We start from the raw sequence: 22,834 nt of genomic DNA, 5'->3' as shown, positions 1-22,834 counted from the left end.
CCGGCAAAATCCACCGCACTTTTACATCGTCAAGGCTACATAACCACCACATCAAACTGTTCCTGAGTATAAAACACTTCAGTTTTTACTTGGATTTGTTTGCCGATGAACACTTCCAGTTCAGCCAGTAAGCCGTGGGATTCTTCGTTAATCAGATAATCGGCGACGGCGTGAGAGGCATAAACCACGAATTGTTCGCTGGCAAATACATGGTGTACGCGAATGATTTCGCGCATGATTTCATAGCACACGGTTTCCACGGTTTTCACCCGTCCACGCCCTTGGCAGGCGGGGCAATCGCCGCATAGCACGCGCTCCAAACTTTCGCGGGTGCGTTTGCGGGTCATTTCCACCAGCCCCAACTGAGTGAAACCATTGACATTGGTTTTCACCGGGTCGCCGGCAAGGGCTTCCTGCAAGGATTCCAACACGCGGGTGCGGTGTTCTTCTTTTTGCATATCGATAAAATCGATAATGATGATGCCACCGAGATTGCGCAGTTGGAGCTGTTGGGCGATGGCTTTGGTAGCTTCGATGTTGGTATTGAAAATGGTTTCTTCCAGATTGCGATGCCCCACGAAAGCGCCGGTGTTAATGTCGATGGTGGTCATGGCTTCTGTCTGTTCAATAATCAAATAGCCACCGGATTTGAGATTCACCCGTTTATCCAACGCGTTATGAATGCCCGTTTCCACGCTATAGACATCAAAGAGCGGTTGATTTCCCGCGTATAAAATCAGTTTGTCGGTGAGGTTCGGGATGAATTCTTCGGTGAATTGTTTGACTTCATTGAAACAGAGACGGGAGTCAATGTGAATGCGATCTAATTTGGCGCCGATGAAATCGCGCAAAATGCGCTGGGTAAGCGCCAGTTCGCCGTATAACATGGAGCGGGTCGGGTATTTAGCGCGGCGTTCCAGCACTTTGCGCCATAAACGTTTCAGGAATTCCGCGTCTTGTTGTAAATCCAGCTCACTTGCGCCTTCGGCAGCGGTGCGAATAATAAAGCCGCCTAACTCGTCGCATAACGGCAGCGCCAGTTCTTTCAAGCGGGCGCGTTCCTCCTCGCTTTCAATGCGTTGCGATACGCCCACATGGCTGTTTTCCGGCATGAACACCAAATAGCGGGAAGGCAGCGTAATGTCCGTAGTAAGGCGCGCGCCTTTGGTGCCGAGAGGATCTTTCACCACCTGCACGACAATATCCTGCCCCTCGTGCACCAGCTGGGAAATGTCTTTTACCACAAATTGCTTTTGTTCGTTTTCATCCACGCATTCAGTGTGTGAGACGATGTCTGAGGCGTGCAAAAAGGCGGCTTTTTCCAAGCCGATGTCCACAAACGCCGACTGCATTCCCGGCAGCACGCGGGTCACGCGCCCTTTATAAATGTTTCCCACAATACCGCGTTTGCCTTGGCGTTCAATATGTACTTCTTTTAATATACCTGTTTCTACAAGGGCAATGCGAGTTTCGTTGGGTGTCACATTGACCAATAATTCGACCGAATCCATAATGTCCCTGCTCTTAAGTTTGCTAATTTTTTTCGTCTAATAAGTCTAACGAAAAGGAAAATAGAATAATAGGGGCAAATGCGGTAAAATGCGCCTCTTTTCACATTTTTCAGCAGTCTATGTACTAAGGTTGGTACGATGTTTGGATTAGATCCAACAATTATCACATTTGTTATTTATATCGTCGGCATGCTCGGTATCGGGATTGCCGCTTACTATTACACCCAAAATTTCTCCGACTACATTCTCGGCGGTCGCCGTTTGGGTAGTTTCGTCACCGCCATGTCTGCCGGCGCTTCCGATATGTCCGGCTGGCTGTTAATGGGCTTGCCCGGCGCAGTTTATTTATCCGGTTTGGTTGAAGGGTGGATCGCCATCGGTTTAACCCTCGGTGCGTACCTGAACTGGCTGTTTATCGCCGGTCGTCTGCGCGTTTACACAGAATTCAATAATAACGCTTTAACCCTGCCCGAATATTTTCATCACCGTTTCGGCACGTCCCATAACTTATTGAAGATCGTCTCTGCCACCATTATTCTGGTGTTTTTCACTATTTATTGCGCCTCGGGCGTGGTTGCCAGTGCGAAATTATTCCGCAATCTGTTTTTAATTGACTACTCCACCGCACTTTGGTACGGCGCGCTCGCCACCATCATTTACACCTTCATCGGCGGTTTCCTTGCCGTCAGCTGGACGGACACCATTCAAGCCACGTTAATGATTTTCGCGTTATTGCTCACGCCGGTTTTCGTGGTGATTTCCATTGGCGGCATTGACGAGTTGCAAAACGTCTTACAACAAGCGGAAATTAGCGCGCAAAAAGACTTTACGGATTTATTCCGCGGCACCTCCACCGTCGGCTTGCTAAGTCTTGCCGCTTGGGGCTTGGGCTATTTCGGACAACCGCATATTCTCGCCCGTTTCATGGCGGCAGATTCCGTCCATTCTCTCAACAACGCACGCAAAATCAGCATGACCTGGATGATGCTTTGTTTGGTGGGCGCTATCGCTATCGGCTTCTTCGGCATAATTTATTTTTACGCCGACGCCGGCACTGAATCGGCTGCCCTGGTCAATAAAGAACCGGAGCAGGTTTTCATTGAATTATCCCGCATTCTGTTTAACCCGTGGATTGCCGGCGTGTTGCTATCCGCTATTCTTGCAGCGGTAATGAGTACCTTAAGTGCGCAATTACTCATTTCCTCCACGGCGATTACAGAAGATTTCTACAAAGGCTTCATTCGCCCGAAAGCGTCGGAAAAAGAACTTATCTGGCTTGGTCGCGCCATGGTGTTGGTGATTGCCGGCATTGCTATTTGGATTGCACAAGATGAAAAAAGCCTGGTGTTAAAACTGGTGGAATTCGCTTGGGCGGGCTTCGGCAGTGCTTTTGGACCCGTCGTGTTATTTTCCTTATTCTGGAAACGCATGACATCCTCGGGCGCCATGGCAGGCATGTTGACCGGTGCCATCACCGTGATTGCATGGAAAAAATGGTTGCCGCAAGACACGGAATTGGCTCAGGTTTATGAAATGATTCCGGGCTTTTTACTGGCAACCGTTGCTATTTTCGTGGTTTCGTTGCTGTCGGCAAAACCGGATGCGGAAATTACCGACACCTTTGACAAAGCCCAAAAGGCGTACAAAGAAGCTTTATAAGCGAGATAGCAAAATGATCGATTTTCGTCCTTTTTATCAACAAATCGCCACCACCAACCTTTCGCCATGGCTTGAAACGCTGCCCCTGCAACTCAAACAATGGCAGCAACAAACCCATGGCGACTATGCCAAATGGGCAAAAGTCTTGGAATTTCTACCGCACTTAGCAGCATCCCGCATTGACTTGAAAAGTGCGGTCAAATCTGAAAGCGTTTCTCCTCTTTCCGAAGGCGAACGGCAACGTATTGTGCACCACCTCAAACAGCTCATGCCGTGGCGTAAAGGCCCCTATGATTTGCTTGGCATTCATGTGGATTGCGAATGGCGCTCCGATTTCAAATGGGATCGCGTGCTGCCCCATCTTGCACCGTTGCAGGATCGCATTATTTTAGATGTCGGCTGCGGCAGCGGTTATCACATGTGGCGCATGGTGGGTGAAGGGGCGAAAATGGTGGTCGGCATTGATCCGACGGAACTGTTTTTATGCCAATTTGAAGCAGTGCGTAAATTGCTAAACGACGATCGCCGCGCCAATCTGATTCCTCTCGGCATTGAACAAATGCAGCCCCTAGCGGCGTTTGATACGGTGTTTTCCATGGGCGTGCTGTATCACCGCAAATCGCCGTTGGATCATCTTTCCCAACTGCGCGCCCAACTGGTTAAAGGCGGCGAATTAGTGCTGGAAACCTTAGTGGTGGATGGCGACAAAAACACTGTGTTAGTGCCGATGGATCGCTATGCCAAAATGAAAAATGTGTATTTCATTCCTTCCGTTGCCGCGTTAATTCATTGGTTACAAAAAACTGGTTTTAATCATGTGCGTTGTGTGGATGTGGCGGTAACCTCATTGGAAGAACAGCGCAAAACCGACTGGCTGGAAAATGAATCACTGGCGGATTTTCTCGATCCCAATGATTATTGCAGAACCATCGAAGGCTATCCCGCGCCTAAAAGGGCGGTCCTTTTGGCGAATAAATAAAGGAGTTGCATTGAGATTCCAAGCCGAAAAGAGTAAAGTAGGCAACCGTTGATTTTTATAACCTCAAGCTAAAAAAGGCAGAAAATTATGGGTAAAAGTGTTGTCGTTCTCGGCGCTCAGTGGGGCGATGAAGGCAAAGGGAAAATCGTTGACCTGCTCACCGATCGCGTGAAATATGTGGTGCGCTACCAAGGTGGTCATAATGCCGGTCATACCTTAATCATCAACGGTGAAAAAACCGTTCTACGTTTAATTCCATCAGGCATCCTGCGCGATAATGTCACCTGTTTAATCGGTAACGGCGTGGTGCTTTCCCCTGCGGCACTCATGCAGGAAATGAGCGAACTGGAAAGTCGTGGCGTGAATGTGCGCGACCGTTTATTAATCTCCGAAGCCTGTCCGTTAATTCTGCCCTATCACGTTGCCATGGATCACGCCCGTGAAGCGGCGTTGGGCAAAAAGGCCATCGGCACCACCGGACGCGGTATCGGCCCTGCCTATGAAGACAAAGTGGCACGTCGCGGTTTACGCGTAGGAGATTTATTCGATCGCGCCGCCTTCGCCGAAAAACTCAAAAATATCCTCGATTACTACAACTTCCAACTGGTCAATTACTACAAAGTCGAACCCGTTGATTATCAAAAAACCTTAGATGACGTGTTCGCCGTTGCCGATATTATCACCGGCATGGTCGCCGACATCACCACCATCTTAGATACCGCACGCAAAAACGGCGACAACATCTTATTTGAAGGCGCGCAAGGCACCATGTTGGACATCGACCACGGCACCTATCCGTATGTAACCAGCTCCAACACCACCGCCGGCGGCGTAGCGACAGGCTCCGGTTTCGGTCCGCGCAATCTGGATTATGTGTTGGGAATCATCAAAGCCTACTGCACCCGCGTGGGCGGCGGTCCGTTCACTACGGAATTATTTGATGAAACAGGTGCTGAAATCGCCCGTAAAGGTAACGAATTCGGCGCGGTTACCGGTCGTCCGCGTCGTTGCGGTTGGTTTGACGCGGTGGCAATTCGTCGCGCTATTCAACTGAACTCCATTTCCGGTTTCTGCATGACCAAATTAGACGTGCTGGACGGTTTCGATGAAGTGAAAATCTGCGTCGGCTACAAAATGCCGAACGGTGACATCGTGGAATACGCCCCGCTCGCCGCGAAAGATTGGGAAGGCGTTGAACCGATTTACGAAACCTTGCCGGGCTGGAAAGAAAACACCTTCGGCATCACCGATGTTAACCAATTGCCGCAAACCTGCCGCGACTACATCAAACGCATCGAAGAAGTCACCGGCGTACCGGTAGCCATTCTTTCCACCGGACCGGATCGCGTACAAACCATGATTCTGCAAGACCCATTTGCCGTGTAAAAACGCATAGAAAAACGACCGCACTTTCAGACTTTCAAAGTGCGGTGTGTTTTTCAAATGTTTTTTAATGATCGCTTAACAACGAAATGGAGCGCGTTTGCTTACGCAATTCCTCCACCTCATCAAGTAGTTGCATAATCAAACTCAAAGCAGGCACGCTGGCTTCAAAATCATGGCTTAAACGATGAGCGCGACGAACGCGCGCCATTTGAAAGCCACTAAATACTGCCTGTTCCGGCTGCCCTTCCACGGAAATAATTCCTTCGTCAATCAATGCCAGCAACCACTGCCGCTCACCGGCGCACACATTCAACATTTCACTAAAACTCAGTTTAATATCAATATTTTGTTTCATAACGTAAATTCCTTACTTGATGTTACGCCTTCGCGGCAAAATGCGCGCTTAATTGTTCCCATGCGGCACGATCCGCGTCATTTTCCACTGTCGGTACCACAATGCGAATATTCAAATACAAATCGCCCGCTTCTTTTGCCGGAATACCTTTGCCTTTCAAACGAATGCTTTTACCGCTTTGGCTGTTCGTCGGCAGATTGATTTGCATTTTTCCGGCAATAGTGGATACCACGGTTTTACCGCCCAACGCTGCCTGCCATGGGAAAATATCAATAGTCTGACAAACGTCTTTTTTGTTTTTCACATAGAGATCCGGCTGTTCATGGAAACGGATTTTCAAATACAAATCACCGTTTGTACCGCCGTTGATGCCCGGTAAGCCCTGACCTGACAAGCGGATTTGTTGCCCTTCGGCAATCCCTTTCGGAATTTTCACATTCAGGGTTTTGGTTTGCTGAATAATTCTCCCGTGCTCGTCAATGGTCGGCATATTCAGACTTAAAGAACGCTCCGCACCGTGATACGCCGCCGAAATATCAATGCTGAGTTCGGCGTGTTGATCCTCGCCTTTTATCGGACCGGTTTGGCGCGTTTGTGATTGTTGCTGACCGCGACGACCGAAAGCGGAGAATAAATCCTCAAAGTGGAAATCCCCCTGACCGAACGGCTCACCGCCCGCACCACTATGGAATTCATAACGGCGGAAGCCACTGCCATCGTCATACGCGCCTTCAAACGGATTGCCCTGATAAGCACCGCCGAGCGGATTACCTTGCCCTGCGCGCCCAAACGGGTTTGCCAGCATTTCATCGTATTCCGCCCGTTTCTGCGTATCCTTCAAGGTTTCATAAGCCTCATTCACCTCGGCGGTTTTTTGCACCGCGTCAGGATCTTTGCTGACATCGGGATGATATTTGCGCACCAATTTGCGATACGCTTTTTTAATTGCATCGAGATCGGCATTTTTATCCACGCCTAATATCTCGTAATAATTTTGTTTTGCCATAGTTATCCTTAATTGCTTAATGTTTATAAATTATATTATTCGGTTTGATTCGCCGCTAAGTACAAGAACGACTCAGAGCATTTAATGAATTGATGAGATGACCAGTATAAAATTTCACCTGGTTAATATAATGCCGACAGAAAATTTTTAAAGTGATTTTTAGAAATAAATTATCACGCCAAAGCCTTGTCATTTCTCATCATGGCTAAAATCCGCTATAATGCCTGCCGTTTTTCAAGTGCCGATATCAATCTTCCCGTGGCACATTTCATTTATGAGAGGTTTTTATGACAACTCCCGTAGTTGCCTTGGTGGGTCGCCCGAATGTCGGCAAATCCACGCTATTCAATCGTCTGACCCGTACCCGCGACGCCCTCGTCGCCGATTTTCCCGGTTTAACCCGCGATCGCAAATATGGTCATGCCCACCTTGCCGGCCATGATTTTATCGTCATTGATACGGGCGGTATCGACGGCACGGAAGAAGGTGTAGAAGAAAAAATGGCGGAGCAATCGCTGCTCGCCATTGAAGAGGCGGATATTGTTCTCTTTTTGGTGGATGCCCGCGCAGGATTAACGTCGGCGGACATTGGCATCGCCAATTATTTACGCCAACGCCAAAACAAAACCACCGTGGTGGTCGCCAATAAAGTGGACGGCATTGATGCGGATTCCCACTGCGCCGAATTTTACCAATTAGGCTTGGGCGACGTTGCCCAAATCGCCGCTTCTCAAGGGCGCGGCGTTGTGAGTTTAATGGAACAGGTACTCAGCCCGCTGGCAGAGCAAATGACGGAAGAAAGTGCAGTGGAAAATCCCGACGTTTCTTCCAATGATGCCGACACTGCCGAATTCGACGAATGGGACGAGGATTTTGATTTTTCAAATGAAGAAGACACCGCACTTTTAGACGAAGAGCTGGCGCAGGAACAGACGCCCGACAAGAAAAATATCAAAATCGCCATTGTAGGGCGCCCGAACGTCGGTAAATCCACGCTGACCAACCGCATTTTAGGCGAAGATCGCGTGGTAGTTTACGACTTGCCTGGCACCACCCGCGACAGCATTTATATTCCCATGGAACGCGACAATCAGGATTACACCCTAATCGACACCGCCGGCGTGCGTAAACGGGGCAAAGTACATTTAGCGGTGGAAAAATTCTCCGTTATCAAAACCCTGCAAGCCATTCAGGATGCCAATGTGGTGCTGCTGGTCATCGACGCGCGCGAAAACATCTCTGATCAGGATTTATCCCTGCTCGGCTTTATTTTAAACGCCGGGCGCTCGCTGGTTATCGTGGTAAATAAATGGGACGGTTTGGATACAGAAGTAAAAAATCGGGTGAAATCGGAACTGGATCGCCGTTTGGATTTCATTGATTTCGCCCGCGTGCATTTTATTTCCGCCTTACACGGCAGCGGCGTCGGCAATTTGTTTGATTCCATCAAAGAAGCCTACGAATGCGCCACGCAAAAGATGACTACCTCCATGCTGACGCGCATTCTGCAAATCGCCACGGAGGAACATCAACCGCCGATGATTAGCGGTCGTCGGGTAAAACTCAAATACGCCCACCCCGGCGGTTACAACCCGCCGATTATTGTAATTCACGGCAACCAAGTGGATAAATTACCGGATTCTTATAAGCGTTATTTGTCCAACCATTTCCGTCGTAGCCTGAAAATCATTGGCTCGCCGATTCGCCTGCAATTCCAGGAAGGCAACAACCCGTTTGCCGGCAGACGCAATAAACTCACACCGAACCAATTACGTAAGCGTAAACGTTTGATGAAGTTTATTAAGAAAGCGAAAAGATAAAGCAAAAAGTGCGGTGGAAAATCACCGCACTTTTATATTCTCTAATCTATTAATGAATAATTCGGTTCATTATAAATGCGTTAAATTTTCGCTACTAGCTTTTCCATAACGAAAATGGATAGACACAAACAACATCAACCCAAGCGCTGCAAACAAGGCGCCTGAGAAGCCGATGTTGGCAAGTCCGAGATGTTGCATGACTTGGTTGCCTAATAATGCGCCGCCGCCAATACCGATATTATAAAGCCCCGAATAAATCGCCATTGCCACATCGGTGGCATCAGGTGCCAGTTGCAACACCCGCACCTGCAAACTTAAACCGATACCGGAAATGCCTACGCCCCAAATAAACGCCAACAGGAACATGGCGATTTGATTTTGACTGAACGGCAATAACAGCAGCAGAGAAAGGACTAAAATAGCCATGGTGCTCAACAAAAATTTTGCCGGTGCGAAACGGTGAAAGCGGTTAAACAACAAACTGGCGGTAATGCCCGATAAGCCAAAAATCAATAAGATCGCCGTGGCGGTGCTATCGCTCATTGCGCCGATACGCACAATAAACGGTTCAATATAACTGTAAGCGGTGAAATGCGCCGAAATAATCAGAATGGTCAGCACATATAATCCTACCAGCAGCGGACGTTTAAACAGCAAAGGAACGGATTTCAACGAACCGGCATTGAGGCTCGCCAAGTGCGGCAGGAAGCGATAAAGCAATACTAACACGGCAAACGCCAGGAACGCGATAATGCCGAATGCCTCACGCCAACCAAAATACTGTCCGATAACCCGTCCAAGGGGCAAGCCTAGCACCATCGCCAACGCGCTACCCATTGCCAGCAACCCGATCGCCTGTGCTTTTTTATCTTTCGGTGCCACCCGCACCGCAAGGGATGTGGTAATGGACCAGAAAATTGCGTGGGTAAACACCACGCCGATACGGGATAACAGCAGAATCCAAAAATCCCACGCCACAACGGAAAGGATATGGCTGGCGACAAACACAATAAAGAGTTTAATCAGCAGGCTGCGCCGTTCCAGTTTTGCTGTCATTAACATAAACGGCAGCGACATCAGGGAAACAATCCAGGCATAAACGGTGATCATCAGCCCTGCTTGCTGCACCGGGGTTTCAAAACTTTGCGCAATGTCGGATAACAAGGCGACGGGTAAGAATTCGGTGGTGTTGAAAATAAACGCGGCAAATGCCAATAACACAACGCGAAAAAATTTCAGGCGTCGCACAATTTTTAAAGAGACCATATTATGGTTTTAATTTACGTCGAAGAAGTTCTTTGATTTTATTGCGAAATGCTTTGTCGATATTCACTTCATATTGCGGCGAATAGCAACTATTAAAGAAATGAATCGGTAGCACAATGTCCGTATATTTTTCATCGGTTGGACGAAGGTTCAGGTCAACATAGCATTGCATGGATTGCAAATTCACCCGACCACGCCCCTCACCTAAAAGTGCGGTGGTTTTCAAGATCATTTTTTCAATATCAAGTTGATGCCCCTGTAAACGGAAGCTACTGGTCATCCGGTCGTATTTGGTATTAGTATTATATCTGTCTTTTGACGCTGAAACATCCCAGTTAATCGGCAAATGTCGTCCTGCCAGTTCCAGCAAATTTAGCCCCAATAATTCGCCGTTTCTCGCATCAAAATAGAATTTACCGTCGATAATTTGGGAATGGGCGAATTGCACGGCGATGTCCACATCGGCATTGCCGGTAATGGTTTTCGGGAAGGTGAGCCAGGTTAGCAGGCGTTCCAGCGGATAATTTTTAGCGGAAAAACCGACCGCACTTTTTTCCGGCTCACTGACATAATCCAAGCGTGCGGTACAAGGCGAATCAGGCAGGCAGTAAGAATTAATGTCTGCGGTCAGGTGCTTGGTGTATTGGGATAAATCCAAATCCGCCTGAATAAAGCCTAAAGTTTCTTCATTTAAAACGGCATGATCGAACTGCGCCGTAAATTCTCGCTCGTCGCTACGCTGAAGCACGCCATTAATAAAACGAAAATTAAACATTTTATTGTTGCCGTACAAGGGTTTTGCCAATTCCACCGTAACTGAATTATCGCCGCTAAAGACAATGCCATCGGAAGAAATATTATCAAGGGAGAAATCGGAAAAACGCATTTGAATATCGGCGCTATTCTGCGCGTTTTTAGACCATTTGGCGTTTTGGATTTCCAGCGCCTGTAATTTGACATTCCCAGAAAACAACGCGGATAACGGAAATTTACCGGTCAGTTTTTCAATGCTGATTTGGTTATGTTTAACGTTTTCAAAAGCAAGGTAAGGTTGTGGGAAAAACCCTAGACTAAATACTTGAAATTGGGTTTCATGTTGCGCCAGTTTCGCGGAAACCACCGTTTCCAGTTTCTGAATTTGGACATCAAAAAATGCAAAGATCGCAAGTATGACGACCACAGTAATAATTGCGATCTTTTTCATTTATTTGTCCTCATCAATGCGGCTGGCAACGGCATTTTGTTGGTTCTTGTATTTTGCGTCTTTGCGGCTGCTGTACGGACGCGCCGCCGGTCCGCTTAACACTTCGAAACTCAAGGCGCCGATAATCATATTCGGGCGTAACGCTAACGGTAATTTGCCGGAATTGTAAAATTCCAACACGATTTTGCCTTCCCAGCCTGGGTCGATACGATGGGCGGTGACGTGTACCATCAACCCCAAACGCGCCAAAGAAGAACGCCCGTCCAGCCAACCGATAATATTCGCCGGCAGTTTTACTGATTCCAAAGTCGTGGCAAGCGCCAGCACGCCGGGATGTAAAAAGAAGGCTTCGTCATCACCGATAATCATTTCATCGCTCATGACCGATTCCAACTGCGCCGACACTTCTTCTTTCGGACCGCTCAAATCAATGTAAGGGGCGGAATGTTCACGAAATACGCGGAAGGAATTGCCCAAACGCACATCAATTGTGGCGCCATTAATTTTATCGTTCGACGGGCGCGGATTGAGGGAGATTAGCCCTTCATCCAGATAACGTTCAATGTCGGTATCACATAATCTCATGGGCGCCTCCTATTTTCGGCTTAATAACTGCATAATTTGCGCTTTTAACATATTGATGGCAATGCGGTTTTTGCCGCCGCGTGGGATTACAATATCGGCATATTGTTTGGACGGTTCGATAAATTGCAGGAACATCGGGCGCACGGTGGCGCGATATTGGTCGATCACCGATTGCAGAGAACGCCCTCGCTCTTCCATGTCACGCTGCAAACGACGAATAAAGCAAATATCCAGCGGCGTATCTACGAACACGGAAATATCCGCCAACTGACGCACACGTTCATCGGTTAATAACAAAATGCCTTCTAAAATCACGATTCTTTTCGGGGTGAAATGGGTGACGTCGTCGGTACGAGTATGTTCAACATAGCTATAAACAGGAATATCGACGGCATTGCCGACCTTGAGGGATTTCAAATGTTGAATGAGCAAATCGCGATCCATAGAATTGGGGTGGTCATAATTGGTTTTCACCCGCTCTGCCATTTCCAGATGGCTTTGATCTTTGTAATAACTGTCTTCCGCAATAATGCCGATTTCTTCGCAGCCTAATTCATTGCACAGTTCTCTATGAACAGTGGACGCAATAGAGCTTTTTCCGGAGGCGGACGCCCCCGCGATGGCGATAATAATACAAGATGAATTTTGAGTATCTGACATACCGATTTCCTTCCCTTTTGGCGTGTAATAGGCACGTAAATAAATTCGGGGAATTATAAAGAAAAAAATCCGATTTTTATAGAGCTACTGTCTAGAATTCAGCTGCCTTACAGCAACATAGATAAACAAAATTTCTACAATCAGAAGCTGAAACGATAAATTCACTCCATAAAATTATTGTTTTTGTGAGAATTATCACATTAATTCTGAAAAAATTTCGTTAATATTCTTCATAACCTAAAACAAAATGCCAACGCAGGTTGGCATTAAATTTTTATATCTCATGGACAATTAAAGAGGTTATTCGTATGAAATTAAAATCACTTTCTCTCGCCATTTCCACCGCACTTTTAGCCGGCGGATTACTCGCCTCACAAGCGGCAACCGCCAAAGGGCGCTTGGTGGTGTACTGTAGTGCAACGAACATTTTATGTGAAACCACTACCAAAGCCTTTAGCGAAAAATATGATGTAAAAACCTCCTTCATCCGCAACGGTTCCGGCAGCACCTTCGCCAAAGTGGAAGCAGAAAAAAATAACCCGCAAGCAGATGTTTGGTTCGGCGGTACTTTCGATCCGCAAGCACAAGCTGCCGAACTCGGTTTGATTGAGCCTTATCAATCCAAACACATTGACGAAATCATAGAACGCTTCCGCGATCCGGCAAAAACCAAAGGTCACTACGTCTCCGCCATTTACATGGGGATTTTGGGCTTCGGTGTGAACACCGAACGTCTTGCAAAGTTAGGTATTAAAGACATACCGAAATGCTGGAAAGACCTAACGGATCCACGTTTTAAAGGTGAAGTACAAATTGCCGATCCGCAAAGCGCAGGTACTGCTTACACTGCGTTAGCTACTTTCGTACAATTGTGGGGCACAGAACAAGCCTTTGATTTTTTAAAAGCCTTACATCCGAACGTTTCCCAATACACCAAATCCGGCGTCACCCCATCCCGTAACGCCGCCCGTGGCGAAACCGCAGTAGGAATCGGTTTCTTACACGATTATGCTCTGGAAAAGCGCCAAGGTGCACCGTTGGAATTGGTGGTTCCGTGTGAAGGCACCGGTTATGAATTAGGCGGCGTGAGCATCTTGAAAGGCGCGCGCAACCTCGACAATGCCAAATTGTTCGTGGATTGGGCGTTATCCAAAGAAGGGCAGGAATTGGCATGGAAACAAGGGGATTCCTTACAAATTCTAACTAACACCACCGCAGAACAATCTCCAACAGCGTTTGACCCGAACAAACTCAACCTTATTAATTACGACTTTGAAAAATACGGCGCCAGCGAACAACGAAAAGCCCTGATTGAAAAATGGGTACAAGAGGTAAAATTAGCGAAATAGCGCTGAAAAGTGCGGTTAAAAATCCATGTGTTTTTTTAACCGCACTTTTATTCGTAGGGGCAGTTTGATAGTGCGTCTCCTGACACACGCTTATCACTATCCCGAGGACACGCGTCAGGAGACGCACGCCATCATAAAATAAAAAACACAGGAGTGTTCAAATGAAACTCTCGAAAATCGCATTAACAGTATCCGCATCTGCAACCGTACTTAGTGGCATTTTTTTCTCAACTAATGCCCTCGCTGAAGGGCGATTAGTCGTCTATTGCAGTGCGCAGAATTCAGTGTGTGAAACTCAGGTCCAAGCTTTTGCTAAAAAATACGATGTAAATGCCACTTTTATCCGTAATAGTTCAGGAAGCACCCTAGCCAAAATAAAAGCAGAAACCAATAATCCACAAGCCGATGTATGGTATGGCGGAACGTTTGATCCCCACTCACAGGCAGCTGAAATGGATTTATTAACAGCATATCAATCTCCTTTATTGAAGGAAGTTATGCCGGAATTCAAAGACCCGGGGCGCCGTAAAGGCAACTATAGCTCTGTTGTTTATATGGGAGTTCTGGGTTTTGGTGTTAATACAGAGAAATTAAAGAAACTTGGTATTACTGATGTTCCAAAATGTTGGAAAGATTTATTAGATCCAAGATTCAAAAATGAAATTCAAATTTCAGATCCTCAAAGCGCAGGAACCGCATATACTGCTATTGCCACTTTTGTTCAACTTTGGGGCGAAGATGCTGCATTTAACTATTTAAAAGATCTTGATAAAAATATTTCTCAGTATCCAAAAGCAGGGACGGTTCCCGCACATAATTTAGCCCGTGGGGAAACCACAGTAGGAATTGGATTCTTACAAAATTATTCTTTTGAAAAACAAAATGGCGCGCCAATTGAAGTCATCGTACCTTGCGAAAGTACCGGTTACGAGCTAGGCGGTGTAAGCATTATTAAAAACGCCCGTAATTTAAAAAATGCTCAATTATTTGTTGACTGGGCTATGTCTAAAGAGTCTCAAGAACTCTCTTGGAAAACAGGACAATCTCACCATATTTTAACCAATATAAATGCCGAGGGTTCTCCTTACGCATTAAAATCAAATGAATTGAATTTAATTAAATATGATTTTGATAAATTTGGTTCTTCCGATGTACGGAGTCGTTTGATTGATCGTTGGGTACATGAAGTCAAATTAAATAAATAAAATTGTAAACCTGGAAACGGAGGCTTTATGAGAAAGCAGTATAATTTTCTCAATTCCAATCTCTTTTGGGTAATGTTAGCAATGGCAGGCTTTATTTTCCTGCCATCATTGGCATTATATTACGGAATATCGGATTCCACTTCGGATGAAATACTTGCCGCAATGGGGTGGAGTCAACCTAATTTAAGTTGGCTATGGTTTGGTTCATTATTCCTTATTCCTATATTTTCTCGTCTATGTAAACAGAAAGGAGCTGTGTATCAGGGAAAAATAGAGTTCATTTTATCCTGTATAATTTTTGGATTTGTGATGGTCTCAGCCACAATTGCAAAAATCAGTTTGGGCTATTCTATTTTTGTTCTCACCATAGCACTAATCGGAGTTTCTACGAATGCACTTGCCAAAATGAAAGTCATGCAAAGTGATAAATTCATCATTGGCTCTTTAATTAGCATTGTCCTATTAATATTCTTTTTTATCGTTTATCCAACATTGGCGATCTTTATATCAATGTTCTATAAAGGGACAGATTTTGTTCCCGGGCAAGTCATAGATATTATAAAGCAGCCTTATGTTGTCAGAATCATCCTAAACTCACTGTCTGTTGCCGGCACAATAGGCGTACTCGCTACAGCATTTGGTTTGATATTCGCGTTATACACAACAAGAATTGCCAAACGTAGTGCCGTAATAGGTAAAATATTCTCTATATTACCTATTGTCACCCCACCATTTGTAGTTGGATTAGGGGTAACTCTAATGTTAGGACGCTCCGGTTACATTACCCGGTATCTAGTCGAATACTTGGGATTTGATAGTAATTGGTTATATGGGTTCACAGGTATTGTTATTGCCCATACTCTTGCATTAACACCAATGTCTTTTATGATCTTAGAAGGGGCATTAAAGTCTATTCATCCATCTATTGAGGAAGCTTCCTATACGTTAAGAGCTAATCGCTATCAAACTTTCTTTAATATTATTTTCCCATTATTGAAACCGGCATTAGCTAATTCATTCTTAGTCGTTGCGATCCAGTCTATCGCTGACTTTAGTACACCATTAGTTTTAGGTGGTAGTTTTGATGTTATATCATCACAAATTTATTTCTATATAGCCGGTTCCCAACTGGACTACGCCTCTGCAAGTACCTTGGGTACAATATTGTTAGTCTTTTCTTTAGGTATCTTTATCATCCAATATTGGTGGATAGGCAATCGTTCCTATACAACTGTATCAGGTAAATCTTATCGAGGTGATGTACAAGAATTACCAACCACAATGAAATACGCCATTACCTTTATTTTAGGGGGTTGGGTAGTATTTAACATATTATTGTACGGTAGTATTTTCTACGGTAGTTTCACCGTAAACTGGGGTGTAAACTACACTCTAACACTGAAAAATTACATTACCTTATTTGGACAAGGCTTCAGCGATGGAGCATGGCCATCATTGATTCAAACCGTTATCTTCGCAGCTACAGCTGCACCGATCACTGCATTGTTTGGTTTATTAATTGCATACATTACTGTACGAAGAGAATTTAAAGGTAAGAAAACATTAGAGTTTCTCACTTTGCTTTGCTTTGCCGTACCGGGCACGGTAGCCGGTGTATCTTATATTCTTGCCTTTAATGACGCGCCTATTTACATTACAGGTACCAGCCTCATTGTTATTCTATCAATGATCATGCGTAATATGCCTGTAGGTATGCGTGCTGCAATTGCAGGTTTAGGGCAATTAGACAAATCATTAGATGAAGCCTCTTTATCTCTTAAAGGCAGCTCATTCAAAACAATTTGTTTTATTGTTTTCCCGCTATTAAAACCGGCGCTGCTATCTGCGTTAGTAACAAGCTTTGTTCGTGCAATGACAACTGTTAGTGCGATTGTCTTCTTAGTTACTGCAGATACCAGGGTAGCTACCTCATATATCTTAAACCGCGTAGAAGACGGCGAGTATGGTATCGCGATAGCATATGGTTCCCTCTTAATCGTGGTAATGATGGCGATTATTTTATTCTTCGACTGGATTGTCGGTGACACCCGCATTTCCCGTTCCAAAGCGAAAAAAATGAATTAAGTTGTAGGTAAAAATATGAACAATGATTTCTTAGTATTAAAAAATATCACCAAATCTTTCGGCAAATCCGTCGTCATTGATAATTTGGATTTAACCATTAAACGTGGCACCATGGTCACCCTGCTCGGTCCGTCCGGTTGCGGTAAAACTACAGTTTTACGCTTGGTTGCAGGCTTGGAAAACCCGACATCCGGTCAAATTTTTATTGACGGCGAAGACGTCACCAAATCCTCCATTCAAAACCGCGATATTTGTATTGTGTTCCAGTCCTACGCCTTATTCCCGCACATGAGCATCGGCGATAACGTGGGCTACGGCTTGCGTATGCAAAACGTGAGCAAAGAAGAACGTAAACAGCGGGTGAAAGAAGCCTTGGAATTGGTGGATCTAGCCGGGTTTGAAGAGCGCTATGTGGATCAGATCTCAGGCGGTCAACAGCAACGTGTGGCACTTGCCCGTGCGCTTGTGCTCAAACCAAAAGTGTTATTGTTCGATGAGCCGCTAAGTAACCTGGATGCCAACTTACGTCGCGCTATGCGTGAAAAAATCCGTGAATTACAACAAAGTCTCGGCATCACTTCGCTTTATGTGACCCACGACCAAACGGAGGCCTTCGCGGTGTCTGATGAAGTTATCGTAATGAACAAAGGCAAAATTATGCAAAAAGCGTCTGCGAAAGATCTTTATCAACGCCCGAACTCGCTATTTCTTGCCAACTTCATGGGTGAATCCAGCATTTTCCCGGCAAAATTGCAAGGTAACACCGTCAATATTGACGGCTATGGGTTAACCCTGAAAGACGCTGCACAATTTCATTTGGCAGATAGTGATTGCCTGGTGGGGATTCGTCCGGAAGCGGTTTATCTTTCCGAAACCGGCAGCGAAGCCCAACGTTGCACCATTAAAAGTGCGGTGTACATGGGTAACCATTGGGAAGTGGTGGCGCAATGGCACGGCAAAGATTTGTTGATTAACAGCCGCCCGGAACACTTCAACCCGACATTGCAGGAAGCTTATATTCAACTTTCCGAACAAGGGGTTTTCCTGTTAAAAAATGAATAAAATTAAAAAATAATTGAAATTTTAACCGCACTTTGTATTCAAAAGATTAGGGCTTGTGTGTTTTAATGAGCACACAAGCCTTAAGTGCGGGCACAAAAAACAACGTTTTTTGAACGTTGGCTCTGCCAGCGGCCCCATAGGGGCGAATAAATCACTTTTTGTGATTTATGAGTAATCATTTACGACGTTTTAGAAACTGTCATAGGTAATAAATTACCTATGGTTGGGTATAGGTGTTCCCCTTTGGGGAACCGATAAAATTCAAACTTGAGGACAACATGAGCAAAAAAAGAAAAGTCACGTTAACACTTGCCGCTATCATCGTTGCTATCGGTAGCGGTGCACAAATTTACACCAATCAACAAGTGGAGCAGGTGCTACAAAAATTCCCTTATTCCTTGGATAATCAACTTCGCCTCAATGTAACCGAAACGAATAACAATTTTTTCAGCCGCCATTTAACCTTTAGCCTTGAAAATCCTGATGGCAAAACCACCGATGTGATTTCTGCCAAGCTTACTGCTCTCCCGTTTTTTATCACAGCGGAATCCAAACTGTCCGATCAACTGGTGCACCAATTAAACAAAAATCTCAACATCACTATTGATAAAAATACCATTAACAGTAAATTCTCGCCGATGGGAGATTACCTGCAATCGTATGTGTTAACCGGATTCCGTGACTTCACCAATAAATCACAAAACCTTGCCGTTACCCTAAATTTCAACGCAGAAAACAAAGATGTCAACATTAAAACCGATTTAAGCGGCTTCAATTACGATAAAAACAGCAAACTGGAACAAATTAACGGGCAGTTTCATTTCGTACCTGTGGGTGATAATCAATATGATATTTCCTCCATTGAACTTAACATAAAAAATGCCGAATTAAATTTAATGAACGGTGAAAATACTAAAATTCAGCTTAAAAGTGCGAAATATCAGTTTGATATTAAGAAAAACGAAGAAGCACAACAGCGCGATTTAACCACCAAATTCAGCAGTGATATTCTCCGCGTTGCCAACAAAGAACGCCCCACAGAAGAAAGCCAGACCACCATTAACGGATTATCCCTCAATCTCACCCAACAAGGCGTGAAAAGTGCGGTCGATTTTGCCGATGAATTTAAAAAACTCACCAATGATAACCAAGGCATAAAAAATGCCGTCAATTTTTTGGTTGCCGTGTTGACCCAAAATGAAGAGCTCAAAGGTTCGCTTACCGTAAAATCCGTTGAAGCCCCGAAAAATCAAAAACCTTATTTCAATTTGAATGACACGACCTTCAGCCTCAAAATGGACAATCGTCATCTCGACAATGCAGATATTAATCTGCAACTTAATGTCGGTAACGTCAAACAAACACCGGAAGATCAAAACAAGCAATGGCAGGCGAAAGGCGCCAAAATTATCTATCACTTGGAAAATTACAACTTGGAAAATGAGTTAGCATTCATTCCTTTTTATCTGGATTCCTTCACGGTAAAAACCCCACCGAAAGAAGACAACAAAGTCTTGTTAAAATTGAAAGAGAAATGGGCAAAAGAATCCGGTGGCAATAGCAACGCGGAAATTGCATTGCAATCATTCAATTATGGCAATGTTGTGTCTGGGAACTTATCCGTAAAAAGCCAATCAATGGAAGAAAACCATCAATATCGCGGCGCATCCACACTTTCCATGCAAAAACTGGCACTACCTGAAGCACAAATACAAATTGAAGATCTTGCCGTCAGTCTTCCACTTACCGTCAACAATTACCCGAAACTGGCAGAAGCGCAATTTTGTTCCGGTCTGGCAGCGCCACTGTGTTCTGCCTATTTCACCTCAGAAACCATAGAAAAATATATTGAAAACCAATGGAAAGGATTAGATTTAAGCATAGACAACTCAACAATTACGCTGAATTTGAACACCTATCCTGGTACCAAAGCCTATCCGCTTAAACTGGATATCAACGGCGCGATTAAATCACAACAAGATAACCAAACACCATTGGATACACTCGACCAAAACCTCAGAGGCTCACTCAGTATCACCCTTAATAAGGGCTTAATCGACGATACCAATGAGCAAAGCCTAAAAATCAAAAATGACTCGCCATTCTGGCAACAACTTCAAATGGAAATAAAACCGGAAGACACACTTTCGCCGTTGTTCCTGGAAGACAAGGATAATTACGTAATTAAACTGGAAAAAACCGACAAAGGCACGTTTATTAACGGCAAAACCGAGGAAGAAATCCGGCAGGAAATATTAAAACAAACGGAAGAAGTTGAACCGCAAGAGGAAGCGGAGGAAGTAAAACCGCAAGTGGAAATACCGCCTCAATCAGAGGGTGAAAAACAAGAAGCAGTTCAACCAAATCAAATCGAAAAACCGAACAACTAAAAACACCAAAGAAAACGACCGCACTTTATTTGAAGTGCGGTCGTTTTAAATCTTATTTTAAGTCGTCGGCAACAGCAGGTTGGATTTTGCCGAGGATTTCTTTTAAAACCCGCGGAGCGGCTGCCACGATATGGCCGCATTTCAAATAGGCATGACCGGCGTTGTAGTCGGTGACGATGCCGCCCGCTTCACGCACGATTAAATCGCCTGCCGCCACATCCCAAGCTTTGATACCGTACTCAAAATAGCCATCGACGCGACCTGCCGCAACATAGCAAAGATCCAACGCAGCGGAGCCTGCACGACGGAAATCCGCCACGTCGGCAATCAGGCTTTGCATCATGTTGAATTGCATCGACATATATTTGGTTTGTTTGAACGGAAAACCGGTGGCTAAAATAGCGCCGTTTAAATCGCGTTTGTTTTCAACGCGTAAACGTAATTCGTTTAATTTTGCGCCTTCGCCACGCACGGCAGTGAAAAGTTCGTTAAGGATTGGATCATAAACCACGCCCACTTCGGTGCGGCCTTTAACACGAATGGCAATAGAAACGGCAAAATGCGGTAAGCCTTTCACGAAATTGGTGGTGCCATCCAGCGGATCAATCACCCATTGCACGTCATTATCGCTCCCTTCCAGTGCACCACTTTCCTCGGTAATGATGGTATGTTCCGGATAGGATTTTTTGATGACTTCGATAATCGCTGCTTCAGACGCTTTATCAACATTCGTCACATAATCATTTTTACTTTTTTCCATCGTTTCGATATCGTCACGACGCTCATAGTTTTTCGCAATAATATTGCCCGCTTTTCGTGCTGCACGAATCGCGATATTTAACATTGGATTCATAAATTCCACCAGATTTTAAAGAACAATCGGATCTCAAATTATAAGCAGTTTATAAGGAAATAGCTATCAGAAAAATCTCTAGAATTGTTGACTAAAAATAAAGGGTATTATGTTAGAATAGCTAATATATTAAATCATGTAGTAAAAATAATGTTAAAAAATATTCGGATTGTTTTAATTGAAACCTCACACAGCGGCAACATCGGTTCTGCTGCACGGGCAATGAAGACAATGGGATTAACGGATTTAGTGTTGGTCGCGCCGAAACAAAGCGAGGATGATCAGGCTATCGCCCTTGCCGCCGGTGCGGAAGATGTGGTGAAAAGTGCGGTCACAGCGGAAAGCTTTTCACAAGCGGTCGCCGATTGCTCTTTAGTCATCGGTACCAGCGCAAGATTGCGCCATTTGCAGAATTCGCTTATTGAACCGCGTGAGTGCGGCAAAAAAGCCGTTGCTTACGCAACAAACGGGAAAGTCGCCATTGTGTTCGGGCGCGAACGCGTCGGCTTAACTAATGAAGAATTACTCAAATGCCACTATCATGTGACTATTCCCGCTAATCCCGATTATACCTCACTTAATCTTGCCATGGCGGTGCAATTAATCGCTTATGAAATCAGAATGGCATATTTGACTCAAACGATTGCATCACCTTCCCAAAATATCCGCAATAACGCGAATATTTACCCGCAGATGGAGGAATTAGAATATTTTTTTAGCCATACGGAGCAGCTTTATCGTTCTGTTGGGTTCATTCAGAATCAGGGCGTTATGCAAAGGCTAAGACGTTTATACAACCGTGCAGGGATAGAAAAAACAGAATTAAACATTCTGCTTGGTATGTTAAGTGCGGTAGAAAAAAACTTAAATCTTGACAGGGATAATAGTTGACTAAATAAGTCAACAATGTAAAGATTTTTCGCATTCATAATTTTATTAGGAACACAAAAACATGAAATTAACTTCCAAAGGTCGTTATGCGGTAACCGCAATTTTAGACATTGCTCTTTATGCCAATGATGGTCCTGTGAGCTTGTCTGATATTTCCGAACGACAACATATTTCTTTATCTTACTTAGAACAATTGTTTGCCAAACTGCGTCGGCACAATGTGGTGAAAAGCGTGCGCGGACCGGGCGGCGGTTACAAATTGGGCTTTGCACCAAGTGAGATTTCCATTGCGATGATTATTACTGCCGTCAACGAAAATATTGAAACGACAGCTTGCCTTGGACATGGCAACTGTAGCAACGGTTCCGAATGCCTAACCCATTCCTTATGGGAAAAATTGAGTCAACGCATTGAAGATTTCTTAAGTGAAATTACCTTGGAAGAATTAGTACTCCAACAAAAAGGCAGACAACAGGGCGTTGCCTCCCCTAATAAAAATCAGAATTTTGAAAATTTAGTCGTGGTAAACGGCTAATGACCCACCAAATAGCTAGGTACGGTCAAATTA

At 44.9% G+C, this 22,834-nt stretch carries 19 protein-coding genes; 11 read left to right on the top strand and 8 right to left on the bottom strand.

Features of this window, described 5'->3' with window-relative positions; translation table 11 throughout:
* Positions 1 to 35: 35 nt before the first annotated feature.
* Positions 36 to 1,511 (bottom strand): ribonuclease G, encoded by a 1,476-nt coding sequence (rng, locus tag LIN98_RS05090; RefSeq protein ID WP_005541111.1) that lies wholly within the window; start codon positions 1,509 to 1,511, stop codon positions 36 to 38.
* Positions 1,512 to 1,649: 138 nt separating this feature from the next.
* On the opposite strand from rng, the gene putP reads away from it, so the two are divergent.
* From putP to purA, 3 genes are all read left to right on the top strand, one after another.
* On the top strand, positions 1,650 to 3,170 hold the full coding sequence (putP, locus tag LIN98_RS05085; RefSeq protein ID WP_014167666.1) for a sodium/proline symporter PutP: 1,521 nt from the start codon (positions 1,650 to 1,652) through the stop codon (positions 3,168 to 3,170).
* 13 nt (positions 3,171 to 3,183) lie between these two features.
* A complete protein-coding gene (gene cmoB, locus LIN98_RS05080; protein WP_005567800.1) occupies positions 3,184 to 4,149 on the top strand; it encodes a tRNA 5-methoxyuridine(34)/uridine 5-oxyacetic acid(34) synthase CmoB in 966 nt (321 codons plus the stop codon).
* Positions 4,150 to 4,236: 87 nt separating this feature from the next.
* The gene (gene purA, locus LIN98_RS05075; protein WP_014167665.1) at positions 4,237 to 5,535 is read left to right on the top strand and encodes an adenylosuccinate synthase; all 1,299 of its coding nucleotides are present in this window, start codon (positions 4,237 to 4,239) and stop codon (positions 5,533 to 5,535) included.
* Positions 5,536 to 5,599: 64 nt separating this feature from the next.
* On the opposite strand, the gene LIN98_RS05070 is transcribed toward purA, so the two are convergent.
* Both LIN98_RS05070 and LIN98_RS05065 read right to left on the bottom strand, forming a co-directional pair.
* On the bottom strand, positions 5,600 to 5,890 hold the full coding sequence (locus tag LIN98_RS05070) for a chaperone modulator CbpM (protein WP_005546655.1): 291 nt from the start codon (positions 5,888 to 5,890) through the stop codon (positions 5,600 to 5,602).
* 22 nt (positions 5,891 to 5,912) lie between these two features.
* A complete protein-coding gene (locus tag LIN98_RS05065; protein ID WP_005546653.1) occupies positions 5,913 to 6,896 on the bottom strand; it encodes a DnaJ C-terminal domain-containing protein in 984 nt (327 codons plus the stop codon).
* A 287-nt stretch (positions 6,897 to 7,183) separates the two neighbouring features.
* Between LIN98_RS05065 and der the strand changes: the two genes are divergently transcribed.
* Entirely contained in the window at positions 7,184 to 8,716 is a 1,533-nt protein-coding gene (gene der / locus LIN98_RS05060) for a ribosome biogenesis GTPase Der (RefSeq protein ID WP_005546651.1), read from the top strand.
* A 69-nt stretch (positions 8,717 to 8,785) separates the two neighbouring features.
* Here der and LIN98_RS05055 read toward each other — a convergent pair whose 3' ends face one another.
* From LIN98_RS05055 to udk, 4 genes are read right to left on the bottom strand one after another with little or no spacing between them, the layout of a single operon-like run.
* Positions 8,786 to 9,982, bottom strand: coding sequence for a sugar transporter (locus LIN98_RS05055; RefSeq protein WP_148326140.1), 1,197 nt, complete (start codon positions 9,980 to 9,982; stop codon positions 8,786 to 8,788).
* A 1-nt stretch (position 9,983) separates the two neighbouring features.
* Positions 9,984 to 11,186: an AsmA family protein gene (locus tag LIN98_RS05050; RefSeq protein WP_005589822.1), complete on the bottom strand. Its 1,203-nt coding sequence runs from the start codon at positions 11,184 to 11,186 to the stop codon at positions 9,984 to 9,986.
* Entirely contained in the window at positions 11,187 to 11,771 is a 585-nt protein-coding gene (dcd, locus tag LIN98_RS05045) for a dCTP deaminase (RefSeq protein WP_005546646.1), read from the bottom strand.
* A 9-nt stretch (positions 11,772 to 11,780) separates the two neighbouring features.
* Positions 11,781 to 12,431 carry a uridine kinase gene (gene udk / locus LIN98_RS05040; protein WP_005546644.1) on the bottom strand — a complete coding sequence of 217 codons (651 nt, stop codon included), beginning with the start codon at positions 12,429 to 12,431 and terminating at the stop codon, positions 11,781 to 11,783.
* Between the two features lie 308 nt (positions 12,432 to 12,739).
* Between udk and LIN98_RS05035 the strand changes: the two genes are divergently transcribed.
* From LIN98_RS05035 to LIN98_RS05015, 5 genes are all read left to right on the top strand, one after another.
* Positions 12,740 to 13,780, top strand: a complete 1,041-nt coding sequence (locus tag LIN98_RS05035) for an ABC transporter substrate-binding protein (protein WP_005546642.1) — start codon at positions 12,740 to 12,742, stop codon at positions 13,778 to 13,780.
* 161 nt (positions 13,781 to 13,941) lie between these two features.
* Entirely contained in the window at positions 13,942 to 14,985 is a 1,044-nt protein-coding gene (locus LIN98_RS05030; RefSeq protein WP_005567805.1) for an ABC transporter substrate-binding protein, read from the top strand.
* 27 nt (positions 14,986 to 15,012) lie between these two features.
* Complete coding sequence (locus tag LIN98_RS05025; protein ID WP_249856179.1) at positions 15,013 to 17,070, top strand: ABC transporter permease; 2,058 nt, start codon at positions 15,013 to 15,015, stop codon at positions 17,068 to 17,070.
* Between the two features lie 15 nt (positions 17,071 to 17,085).
* Positions 17,086 to 18,132: a ferric ABC transporter ATP-binding protein gene (gene fbpC, locus LIN98_RS05020; RefSeq protein ID WP_005567806.1), complete on the top strand. Its 1,047-nt coding sequence runs from the start codon at positions 17,086 to 17,088 to the stop codon at positions 18,130 to 18,132.
* A gap of 278 nt (positions 18,133 to 18,410) precedes the next feature.
* Complete coding sequence (locus LIN98_RS05015) at positions 18,411 to 20,522, top strand: hypothetical protein (RefSeq protein WP_005567808.1); 2,112 nt, start codon at positions 18,411 to 18,413, stop codon at positions 20,520 to 20,522.
* A gap of 52 nt (positions 20,523 to 20,574) precedes the next feature.
* On the opposite strand, the gene suhB is transcribed toward LIN98_RS05015, so the two are convergent.
* Complete coding sequence (gene suhB / locus LIN98_RS05010) at positions 20,575 to 21,375, bottom strand: inositol-1-monophosphatase (RefSeq protein ID WP_005546635.1); 801 nt, start codon at positions 21,373 to 21,375, stop codon at positions 20,575 to 20,577.
* Positions 21,376 to 21,525: 150 nt separating this feature from the next.
* Between suhB and trmJ the strand changes: the two genes are divergently transcribed.
* A complete protein-coding gene (trmJ, locus tag LIN98_RS05005; protein WP_014167662.1) occupies positions 21,526 to 22,266 on the top strand; it encodes a tRNA (cytosine(32)/uridine(32)-2'-O)-methyltransferase TrmJ in 741 nt (246 codons plus the stop codon).
* Between the two features lie 61 nt (positions 22,267 to 22,327).
* A complete protein-coding gene (gene iscR, locus LIN98_RS05000; RefSeq protein WP_005542255.1) occupies positions 22,328 to 22,801 on the top strand; it encodes a Fe-S cluster assembly transcriptional regulator IscR in 474 nt (157 codons plus the stop codon).
* The last annotated feature ends 33 nt before the right edge of the window (positions 22,802 to 22,834 follow it).

The sequence above is a fragment of the Aggregatibacter actinomycetemcomitans genome (genome assembly GCF_023518055.1).
GTDB lineage: Bacteria > Pseudomonadota > Gammaproteobacteria > Enterobacterales > Pasteurellaceae > Aggregatibacter > Aggregatibacter actinomycetemcomitans.
This window is presented reverse-complemented; position numbering and strand designations above follow the sequence as displayed.